Source organism: Acidisoma silvae (assembly GCF_020618775.1).
GTDB lineage: Bacteria > Pseudomonadota > Alphaproteobacteria > Acetobacterales > Acetobacteraceae > Acidisoma > Acidisoma silvae.
In genome coordinates this window covers 1-10,137 of the sequence record NZ_JAESVB010000040.1, presented here as the reverse complement: position 1 = coordinate 10,137, position 10,137 = coordinate 1, and the positions used below count along the sequence as shown (strand labels likewise).

The 10,137-nt window shown below is 54.4% G+C and carries 9 protein-coding genes, 4 pseudogenes and 1 other annotated feature; of the genes and pseudogenes, 8 read left to right on the top strand and 5 right to left on the bottom strand.

Annotation, left to right across the window (positions count from 1 at the left end; genetic code table 11):
* The 4 genes and pseudogenes from ASILVAE211_RS25260 to ASILVAE211_RS25245 all read left to right on the top strand — a co-directional run.
* Positions 1-125 (top strand): annotated as a pseudogene (locus ASILVAE211_RS25260) (IS5/IS1182 family transposase); the annotation flags it as partial.
* A gap of 172 nt (positions 126-297) precedes the next feature.
* A pseudogene (locus tag ASILVAE211_RS25255) lies at positions 298-471 on the top strand (IS481 family transposase); the annotation flags it as partial.
* 474 nt (positions 472-945) lie between these two features.
* Positions 946-1,158: pseudogene (locus tag ASILVAE211_RS26625) on the top strand (type IV secretory system conjugative DNA transfer family protein); the annotation flags it as partial.
* A 34-nt stretch (positions 1,159-1,192) separates the two neighbouring features.
* Positions 1,193-1,339, top strand: coding sequence for a type IV secretion system DNA-binding domain-containing protein (locus tag ASILVAE211_RS25245; protein WP_319799645.1), 147 nt, complete (start codon positions 1,193-1,195; stop codon positions 1,337-1,339).
* A 140-nt stretch (positions 1,340-1,479) separates the two neighbouring features.
* Here ASILVAE211_RS25245 and ASILVAE211_RS25240 read toward each other — a convergent pair whose 3' ends face one another.
* From ASILVAE211_RS25240 to ASILVAE211_RS25225, 4 genes and pseudogenes are all read right to left on the bottom strand, one after another.
* On the bottom strand, positions 1,480-1,803 hold the full coding sequence (locus ASILVAE211_RS25240) for a hypothetical protein (RefSeq protein ID WP_227324133.1): 324 nt from the start codon (positions 1,801-1,803) through the stop codon (positions 1,480-1,482).
* Between the two features lie 101 nt (positions 1,804-1,904).
* Positions 1,905-2,261, bottom strand: a complete 357-nt coding sequence (locus tag ASILVAE211_RS26620) for a type II toxin-antitoxin system RelE/ParE family toxin (protein WP_227324132.1) — start codon at positions 2,259-2,261, stop codon at positions 1,905-1,907.
* Positions 2,258-2,539: a type II toxin-antitoxin system ParD family antitoxin gene (locus ASILVAE211_RS25230; RefSeq protein ID WP_227324131.1), complete on the bottom strand. Its 282-nt coding sequence runs from the start codon at positions 2,537-2,539 to the stop codon at positions 2,258-2,260. Before ASILVAE211_RS25230 ends, ASILVAE211_RS26620 begins: the two co-directional genes overlap by 4 nt.
* A 154-nt stretch (positions 2,540-2,693) precedes the next feature.
* Positions 2,694-3,018 (bottom strand): annotated as a pseudogene (locus ASILVAE211_RS25225) (IS3 family transposase); the annotation flags it as partial.
* Positions 2,710-2,828, bottom strand: a sequence feature (AL1L pseudoknot). Its footprint overlaps the pseudogene before it by 119 nt.
* A 479-nt stretch (positions 3,019-3,497) precedes the next feature.
* Here ASILVAE211_RS25225 and ASILVAE211_RS25220 point away from each other — a divergent pair.
* Positions 3,498-4,424: a replication protein RepA gene (locus tag ASILVAE211_RS25220; protein ID WP_227324130.1), complete on the top strand. Its 927-nt coding sequence runs from the start codon at positions 3,498-3,500 to the stop codon at positions 4,422-4,424.
* Positions 4,425-4,987: 563 nt separating this feature from the next.
* On the opposite strand, the gene ASILVAE211_RS25215 is transcribed toward ASILVAE211_RS25220, so the two are convergent.
* On the bottom strand, positions 4,988-5,680 hold the full coding sequence (locus ASILVAE211_RS25215) for an AAA family ATPase (RefSeq protein WP_227324136.1): 693 nt from the start codon (positions 5,678-5,680) through the stop codon (positions 4,988-4,990).
* Between the two features lie 1,171 nt (positions 5,681-6,851).
* Here ASILVAE211_RS25215 and ASILVAE211_RS25210 point away from each other — a divergent pair.
* The 3 genes from ASILVAE211_RS25210 to recD2 all read left to right on the top strand — a co-directional run bounded on the left by ASILVAE211_RS25210 (position 6,852) and on the right by recD2 (position 9,966).
* A complete protein-coding gene (locus ASILVAE211_RS25210) occupies positions 6,852-7,154 on the top strand; it encodes a type II toxin-antitoxin system HigB family toxin (RefSeq protein ID WP_227324129.1) in 303 nt (100 codons plus the stop codon).
* Positions 7,151-7,585, top strand: a complete 435-nt coding sequence (locus ASILVAE211_RS25205) for a helix-turn-helix domain-containing protein (RefSeq protein ID WP_227324128.1) — start codon at positions 7,151-7,153, stop codon at positions 7,583-7,585. The genes ASILVAE211_RS25210 and ASILVAE211_RS25205 overlap by 4 nt, the downstream gene beginning before the upstream one ends.
* Positions 7,586-7,782: 197 nt before the next feature.
* On the top strand, positions 7,783-9,966 hold the full coding sequence (recD2, locus tag ASILVAE211_RS25200) for an SF1B family DNA helicase RecD2 (protein ID WP_227324127.1): 2,184 nt from the start codon (positions 7,783-7,785) through the stop codon (positions 9,964-9,966).
* Positions 9,967-10,137: the final 171 nt, after the last annotated feature.

Sequence of the window (10,137 nt, the reverse complement as noted above, 5' to 3'; positions counted from 1 at the left end):
CCACACGGTGCCGCAGGCTCGTCAAAGATTATGAGCGTGTGGCTACAACCCTGGCTGGTTTCCACGTCATCGCGTTCGTCCGCTACATGCTCAAACAAGCCGCAAATCTCATGCAAGGTGCATGACACGCTCTAGAGATGTTTGACCCCAATATTTAGTGGTGCAACTCTTCTTGCAGGAGTTGAAGGAAGCACTATGGCCAGACTCACCATGGGAACGATACAACGACTGCGGCAATCCTTCGAGCAACACAGGCTAGTCAAAAGAGCCTAAGATCCGTCGCCAAACAGTATGAGATACGACCATCTCCGGCAACACTCGGCCGACTTCATCGCGGCCTACAATTTTGGACAGTGGATAAAAACTCTTCGTAACCTCACACCCTACGAATTTGGTTGTCAAACCCGGGAAAAAGAACCATCAAGATTCACGCAAAGTCAGTTCCGCCAAATCCCGGGACCAAACATCTAGTCCTAAATAGCGAGAAGCCATACGCGCGATAACGTTTTAACGTTTCTTAATGGAAAAAGTACCGTCCAATCCATTTTCTCCTATCAGAGATAAGCAATCGCTGATCGAGGTATTGAACCGTATCGAACCGCATCGACGCGCGGACTGGCTGTTTAACAACGAAAAACAAGCAAGAGAGAAAAATAATTCCAATCTGCTATTGGCAATTTTTCAGTGGCGCCTAGAGTTGCAACTTACTGGGCCGAAGTGGGTCGGGCCATGCAAAGATTACGGATACAGTTCCTGGAGTTGATCCCATCAAACAATGTAAGAGGCGGGTTTCGATAGGCCAGGAATGAAGGACCACGGGCGAGTAGAAATTCCTAGTCGGTCAGTGACCCAGTGTTATTAGCCAAGTAGCGACGCAGGTCATCGCAGTTCCACAGGAGCCTTACGACGGGCTCCGAGGACAATTGGGCGGAGACCCTCGCTCATATGCTCGAGGACCCGCTCCGCGGACACAGGTTCGTCGCCCGCACGGCAACCACGCACCTCGGCCGCCCGAAGCGGGAACGGGCCTCTGTCCTCTCGACCGCCATACGCCACACCGCCTGGCTGGATGACCCGCGCCTGGCCGCCACACTCAACCGCACCGATTTCGATCTCCGCGACCGCAAACGCCGCCGAATGACGGTCTATATCGCCCTCCCCCCTTCATCGCCTGCGGCCTTGCCTTGGCTTCGTGCGCGGCTTCATCGGCCTGGCGCTCAATGCCATGGTGGCGACCCAGAGCAACCCGGAGGCGCGGGTCGCCTTCTTCCTCGATGAATTCGGCCAGCTCGTCCGCATGGACAGCCTCGCGGACAACATCACCATCCTCCGTGGCTAGGGCGTTCAGTTCTGGCTTTTCGTACAGGACTTTCGCAGCTCAAAGCCGTCTATCCCCGCTGGCAGAGCTTCCTGGCCAATACGACCCAGTAGTTCTGCGGCACCGCCGATTACGACACTGCTAAATATCTCAGCGATGCCCTAGGCCAGTTCACAGTCAGCTTCACCACGGGCGGCTGCTCCACCCCAACACACTTTCGTCAGACCAATGGCTCCGTCAGCCCTCGCTACTGACGAGAACTGCTTCCATAGCCTGCCTAGCAGTGCTCCTGCAGCTGTTGATGATTCAATAATCAACTCACAAGCCGCTTCTTCTGGGGTGTGATGTTTTGCGTCTGCAAAACGTCTAAAATCTTCGTGCAATTCGCTTTCAAGATCGATCGTCAATGCTATTATCTTCGGCACTGATGTCTCCCGCATGACAGATGTCACAACAATGCTTGGAGCCGTTTTTGCCTTGGCCACAGTCTCCTAAACTAAACGGCTTCCTAGATTCAGTCCGATTTGGTTAATAGCATGGTGGACTGGAATCAGGAGAACTACTGCGGCAGCTATCGCTCTTAGCATTACCTGCCATCGCCTTCCTCGATACGTCTAACCATCCCGTCTTCCATTGCATCGTGTCCGACAGCCATAATCACGAGCATGCTTCTTTCAATTCGGCAGACCAGCACGTGCCGAGGATAGCGCACTTTATCACCGGCGACCCGGCTGCGAGAGTGCCGCAGGTGATAGTGCAGGCGGCCATCTACCTGCCGGACTCCTGCTCTGGTCGGGTTTTCGGTCAAATCCGAGACAGCTTGGCCGATTAGAAGCTGGTACCGAAGAGCTGCCGGAGCGCCAAAGCGGACGGTCGAGGCTCGGAGGATTTGAACGACTTCACGCTGAGCTGGTCCTGAGAACCGATAGTCGAGCCTCGTCACTCGCTGCGGGCTTCTCGGCCGAGGCTGTCAAGGAAGCTGCCAAGCTGGTCGTGGGGCACGTCGATGTAGTCGCCTTTGTCAATAGCGACTTCACCTTCGTCACCTAATCTCTTCAGGTAAGCAAGGTGAGCTTCCTCACGACGAACATCATCTTCATACCGACGCAGAGCTTCGCGGACGACTTCGCTCGTGCTGGCGTGCCGTCCTTGAGCAATCTGGTCTGACAGGAAAGCGTCGTGGTGTTCGGTGATCGAGATAGTGCGGGCGACTGCTGGCATGTTAAAGCTCCCTTCCGCCGTGGAGATTACCACCCACTGTTAGGTCTCAACAATGCAAATTTCAGATTGCTTGGAGTCAATGGGTTAGGATCGATTGAACCACGCCGGGATTAGCGGAGACGAGTTTGATCAAATTAGGCGGCCATGAGTGGTTGGTCCATGGCTTCGTACCGAGCGATCTGCAGGACTTGGCAATCGGCTCGCCCCCGTAAGCCGCGCGATGCGCGTCAACGAATGCCGCCATTTGTTGAAGGGGCGGTAGAAGACCTCCGCCTGAACGAAATAAGCTGAGGCCTTGCGCAGGATTTCATTCGCCTAACACAATTCATTCAATTTGGCTTTCTTGAGCCACTCACTCAGCGTATGGGCCGAGCAACCAATCTTCTCGGCGCTGGACACCATGGCGTCCAGCGCGACGGATGGTCGGCCTCATGCTCCAACACCAGCCGCACCACTCGGGCACGGACTTCGGGACAAATGGTCTCCTACAATCCCGGCGCGGTTCATCTTTTTGATAAAAGGATGCGTATTTAGTTAGAGTCTAACAAGACATCTGTCGCCGTTTCTAAACAAGTTAAGCTTGTTAGTGACTAACAGGGCATGCGTAAGAAACGCCTCAAAACAAGTTGTTAGCTGACAGAGCTATCACCCTGGATGAGTGTCACTTTTTGATATTTACCGGGAGCGCGAGTCGGGATCCAAATTTGATATTTACCGGGGTAGCGTGTTTTGTTCGGGGTAGTTCAGCTCTGATATTTACCGGTCGACGTTTGATATCTGCCGGGACTAAAGTCGACGTGACTCTATTTTAAAGTCAATCACTTAAGCAGTTATCCCCTGATATCTACCGGGTCATACTAACTCTACAAATATCTCCTCAATTAGATGTCCCGGTAAATATCAAAGCGACAATCCACCAAAACCGATCCAAATTGTCGAACGGTCGGAGGTCGCCATTATGGGCAAGGTTCATAAGCTCTTAGAACAGCACGGGCGCCAAGGTGCTCTTGCCTTTGATCTCGATCGTCGCGTTATCGATGCTGCCGCTGATTTTATGGCCGACGAAGAAGGTGGCGTAGGTTTCATCTATAGTGGTTTCGCACAGGCCGCCCTCCCCCATCGAAAATTGAAGGACGACGCCGTTTGGCAGGTTCAGACAGAGCACGTGCTGCTCCTGGTGGAGCCAGGCAGACGACCTGTCCGTGACGGTGTTCCTGTTCCAATCGGAGTTCCCTACGGCTCACGAGCCCGTCTCATTATGCTATATTTAATGACGCAGGCGCTCCGAACGGGCTCTAGAGATGTGGAACTGGGCCGTTCAATGCATGAGTGGATGCTCAGAATGGGCATCCCTATTGGAGGTCCAAATGCCAAGGGTGTTCGTGATCAAGCCGAGCGCCTCAGCCGCTGTCGCCTAAGCTTCCAAGTCTCGAATGGCGGAAAAACAGGGCTTTTGAATCAAAATCTGGTGGATGGTGCCCTGTTTTTGGATGACGGAGGCCCCGGTAAAGATCAAAGTTATTTGGACAAAGTTCGACTATCTGAAACCTTTTGGGATCAGCTGCGGCGCCATCCAATTCCGCTAGATGAAGCTGCTATCCGGGCGTTGCAGGGCCATTCCATGGCCCTCGACCTGTATTGCTGGCTTGCCTACCGACTCCATGTGCTGCAAGGACCTCGTGCCGTAAGCTGGGCTGCACTCAAGGGCCAATTCGGGACCGGATTTTCCCGTATGGACCATTTTCGTCCGACTTTCCTAGAAAATCTACAGCTCGCTCTGGCTGTCTATCCAGATGCACACGTAGATGTTGGTGATCGAGGCGTCAGTCTCCTCCCCTCGAGGCCACCTGTTTCAGCCAAAGTTCACTCAATTAAATCCCTCTGATTTCCCGGTAGAGATCAAACTCGATAATTTCACCCACCCCGGTAAAGATCAAACTAAAAGCCCGGCGGACCCAGAGAAACATCACGCTACTAAAAAAATATCGGTGAAATTGCCTTCCAACTGTCGTCAATTAGCTGGCAAACTGTCCACAATAAGCCATCACTTAGACGACTTAAGGCCCCTTCCCTCCCCGTGCTTTTCTAAGGCACCCAGAGCCCGCTCAACGATCTCTCCAAGAGTAGGGCGGTGCATAATCTCGCCGCGCTCATACCGCAGGCGCTCTGCCTCAACGATGGCATGGAAGCGGTCATGAGCTTGTTGAGTGATACGAGCGTTTAAGAGGACCGTGCGACCAGATTTTTTAAGGGATGGCCGCAACGGCGCGACTGGCAGCTCGACAAGTTTCTCTGCCTTCTTAGGTGCCCGACTGTGAAAGCCGCTTTGCTCGGCCACTTCCCTCACTGTCTCGGCCTTCACAGGCGGTCTGATAGACTCCACCTTGGGCGAGAAGCTTCCAAGGTCCAAGTCGTCGTCTTCAAAAATAGAGGGTCTTGTACCAGACATCACGCCACCCTCGCCTCTTCAGCGGACTGTTGCTTTTTTAATAACGCTACGACCTCTGCCACGAACTTCTTGGCATTTCCCGTTGCTGCTGGAATTCCACCCACGGCACTTGTGTTCAGGCCGGACAATGAACCGCCATATGAAAATATGGCTCGATAAGCATCTCGTTCGTGGATTGCCACATCGAATAGCGGGATCCCTTGTAAAAGCATATCACTTTCCAAGCTCTTCAAGGTTCTTGGTCTAACGGCTGGATTTGTTTGCGTGAAAAGGACGCTGAACGGGATCTTTTTCTGATAGGCCTTTTCCTGGCGCGCAACGAATTTAATCACCTTGACTGCCTCGATGGCGTCCAACTCGGATCCCTTTGTCGGAATGATGACGAGATCCGAGCGCGACATCGCCTGCGCGACCATTATGTTTGCTGTACCCTCTAAGTCTATTATTACGAATGCTGTCTTCTGAGCAGCCTCGTCGATGCTATCAATAAGGGTCTCCTCGGTAGCGTTGGCTACGACGGTCAGGCCATTGGGAACACCAGGCTTCTTACTCCATCGGCTGACGGGCTGGTTGGGATCAGCATCGATGATCGTCACAGTCGTCCCCCGCTCCGCCAATTCTGTAGCAAGCAGCACTGCGCTAGTACTCTTCCCTGCGCCCCCTTTAGAACTCGCGAATGAAATGGTCGGCATACAAACCTCGATCACACTGTTGGCCATAGGTTGCCAATTGACCGACAGTTAGTCAACTGTTGTCAGTTTTCGATCTGTTGACAGTTAGACAGCTAATCGCAGCTTGTATATCGCCATTGAAACGACAGTTGGCAAACTGCCAACTGTCGTCTATCAGTTGGCTATTAGAAAACCAACAGACGTTTTTTTATCGATAAACAGACAGCTTTTAACCAACAGATGATCAACAGTTGGCTAACAAACGTCACAAAGATTTCTTTATAGCGACTAACTGTTTGCCAACAGTCGTCTTTTTGGCATCAAATTGATGGCTGAAGCAGCTGGTGACAAACAGAGAAGTTGTTTGCCAACTGTTGACAGTAAATGGAGAAAATTGCATATATTTCAATATATTGTACAAATATTAACCACCTCGTCTTGGAATGTGCACGCGACCCCGGTGGCATCCAAACATACGGATATAATTGCCCTGTGGGCCGGCGGCCCCAGGGAAGACCACCTTTATAAGGTCCGTCTCTTGGTATTCTAAACCAGCCAATGCTTTAAGCCTCCTTGTGGCTCACCCTCCAAAGCAATTTTGAGCAAAGTCGACAGCAACGAGAGACCGCGTTGCCTACTGATAATAGAGCGCCCTAGGGCCGCGACCTGGGCGTCGGCAAAATTGCATATGGCAGGGATGTAGCTGACTTATCGAGCCGGTCTTCACGCAAAGACCAGCATCTCAGTTTTGGCTGTTAGAGCCTCGTTAGGCTCTCGAAAAAGGGGGTAGCGTGATAAGTTTTTCGCAACCGGCCGTTCACGCTACAACGCCTATCCTTTTCTATTGCGGGTGAAAGCTCCCTTTTGTGCTAGACTTCAGCCACCAAAGCATTGCCGCCAAACCGCGAAGCATATCGCCAGGCCTTTGTTCCCGCCAATGAACAACAGGTCGGTATGCGGCACTAGCATTGTGGAAGGCGTCTCGGCGCTCCCTACTGCCAATTCTTACATCTTGTACGGCCAAGATTCCGTCGTCTGCTTCCCCTTCACGTCAATCTACGCGTGATAACGCCGCTTATCGCGCCTTCCTTCCTTTTCTCGCTTGTCATCTAGATAGAGCACTTGGCATGGGGATGGTCCCGTGACGATATCTAGGTTTGTTCCCTAATGGGGAACAATGTAAAAGATGGTCATGCGCGTTCTCAGCCTCACGACGCTTCAAGCCTTTTGGAAAACGCACCCGCCCGCTGAGAAGCCGTTAGGCTATTGGTACGCCGTGACAGCTGATGCCGTCTGGAAGACCCCGGCGGACGTGCGAAAAGACTTCAATACGGCCGATTTCATCGTGGATAGCCGGGTGATCTTTGATATAGGCGCCAATAAGTATCGGCTGATCGCTCACGTTTCCTACAAGTTCGCCAATGTGAAGGTGAAGTTTGTCGGCACTCATGCGGACTATGATGCGATCAAGGGCGTGGAAGGAATAGGGCGATGACGGTTATGGATATCCGCGTCATCAACACCGAGCAGGATTACCGGTGGGCGATGAACGAGCTCGATGGCTATTTCGAGAATGAACCCGAGGTCGGCACGCCGGACGGTGATCGGTTGACCGTGCTTTCTATTCTCGTTGAAGACTATGAGCGCCGTATCGTCGGGCCGATTCAGAAGCCAGCACCGCATGAAGCGGTGAAAATGTCGATGGAGTTCCGAGGTGCGACGCAGGCAGATCTCGCCAAGCTGCTCGGCTCGCGCCCGAAGGCATCCGAACTCCTTGCGGGCAAGCGGTCGATCAGCGCACAGCAGGCAGTGATCCTCCATGAAGCTTGGAATATCCCGCTGGATGTATTGATCACGCGCCCTGCGAAAAAGCCCCGCCGCGCCTTGAAAAAGGCGGTCGGTCCGTCGCATCCCCATCCGGCCTAACCGAGGCGGGGAGGGGCTTGCCACATCATTCCCTTCCGCGTCCGTCAAGGACGGATCGGTCCTGCGCTCGTAACCGCATGCTTTGAAGATGGACCCAGGCACGGGGACCGGCCAAGGTTTGCTCATCTGTGATATAAGCGTGAAGGCCAGTATCAAACTGGCGGAAGGAATATCGTATCTTCCCCCAGGTGAGCCGCATGTCACGTGAGCGAGCCCAAACGCAACCCGAAGAGGCGCTTGCGGGTCTCGTCGAGCGCGTCACATTTCACAATGCGGAAAGCGGGTTTTGTGTGCTGCGCGTCAAAGCGCGGGGCCATCGCGATCTCATTGTTGTGGTTGGCCATGCGGCCTCGATTGCCGCTGGCGAGTGGGTCCAAATGTCAGGCGCCTGGGTCAATGACCGAGCGCATGGCCTGCAGTTCCGGGCAAAATTCCTGAGGGCGACCCCGCCGACGACCCTGGAAGGCATTGAGAAATACCTCGGCTCGGGGATGATCCGCGGCATCGGCCCCATTTACGCCAAGAAACTGGTCCAGGCCTTCGGAGAAGCGGTTTTCGATGTCATTACGGCTGAGCCGGTTCGACTGCGCGAGGTGACAGGAATTGGCCCAAAACGCGCTGAGCGGATTATCGCCGGCTGGGCCGAGCAGAAGATCATCCGAGAGATCATGCTGTTCCTTCACACGAATGGTGTGGGCACCTCCCGTGCCGTACGGATTTACACGACCTATGGTGCCGAGGCGGTCCAATTGATCACCGAGAATCCTTATCGCCTGGCACGCGATATCAAGGGGATCGGATTCCGGACAGCAGATCAGGTTGCGCAGAAACTTGGCATTGAACCCACGGCGATGATCCGCGTGCGGGCAGGGATATCCTTCGCCCTCGCAGAAGCAACCGGAGAAGGCCATTGCGGACTGCCTGAGGTGGAGGTCTTAACCGCGACAGCCGCGCTTCTCTCGGTGGAAGCGCCGTTGGTTGAGACGGCACTCGGCCTAGAGCTCGACGGTGGTGACCTGGTCGCTGATACCGTGAGAGGGGTGCGATGCATCTTCCTGACAGGCCTTTACCGCGCCGAACAGGCGATTGCCGATCGCCTGCGTGCGCTAGCCAATGGCCAACCCGCATGGCTGGGGATTGATGCCGCACGTGCAATCCCATGGATAGAAAAGCGCACCGGCCTGGCCTTGGCCACGAGCCAGCGCGAGGCCCTTAGTCTCGCCGTGGCGTCCAAGGTCATGGTGATCACCGGCGGTCCCGGGGTCGGTAAGACGACGCTCGTCAATGCGATCCTTCAAGTGCTCAAAGCTAAGGGCGTGAATGTCACCCTATGTGCCCCCACGGGCAGGGCTGCCAAACGCCTGAGCGAAAGTACCAAACTGGAAGCGCGGACGATCCATCGGTTGCTCGAGGCAGACCCGCGCAATGGCGGATTCAAACGAGACGAGACTAATCCGTTGTCTTGCGACTTACTGGTTGTCGACGAGACGTCCATGGTCGATGTGCCACTCGCGCGTTCATTGCTGAGGGCGCTTCCTGACAGCGCCGCTTTGCTCCTGGTGGGTGACGTCGATCAGCTGCCGTCCGTCGGGCCGGGCCAAGTGCTGGCCGACATCATCACAGCCGCTAGCGTTCCGGTTGCCAGACTGACCGAGGTCTTTCGGCAGGCAGCCGAGAGCCAGATCATCGTCAATGCGCATCGGATCAATCAAGGGCTTATGCCGGAATTACAGCCCCACGACGGATCAGATTTCTATTTCGTGGACGCCAGTGATCCAGAGGATGGCGTGGCTAAACTCCTGGCCGTGGTGCAGCGGCGAATCCCCGCACGATTCAACATGAACCCTGTGAGCGATATTCAAGTTCTCTGTCCGATGAACCGCGGCGGAATGGGCGCCCGATCGCTCAATATCGAGCTTCAGAAAGCGCTCAATCCTCCTGGCGAGATCAAAGTCGAACGCTTTGGTTGGACGTTCGGCATCGGCGACAAGGTCATGCAGACCTCGAATGACTACGAGCGCGACGTCTACAATGGTGACCTTGGCGTGGTATCTGGCATCGATCCTGAGGAGGGTGAGCTTTCCGTGATCTTTGAGGGCAGAGAGGTCAGTTACAGCTTTGGCGAACTAGACGAACTCGTCCTCGCCTATGCGACGACGATACACAAAAGCCAAGGCTCAGAGTATCCGGTTGTCGTCATTCCGTTAATGACCCAGCACTATACGATGCTGGCGAGGAACCTTCTCTATACGGGAATCACACGAGGAAAAAAGCTCGTGGTGTTGGTCGGCCAGCGGCGAGCACTCGCCATCGCCGTCAAGAACGGCAATGCGCGACGCCGGTGGTCCAAGTTGAGTGACTGGTTGACGCCCAAAATCTAGATCGTGATGGCGTAAGATGTCTTAGCAACTAGTAATGTAGGTCGGCCAAAAAGGATAATCCCCCTTATCGCGCCTAGCTTGTTTTTCTGACTTGTCTTTCCCGCGGGGAGGGGGTCTCCTCGCCGCCATGACCGAAATCCATCCCGCGTCGGACCCTGAGGGTCTCGACCC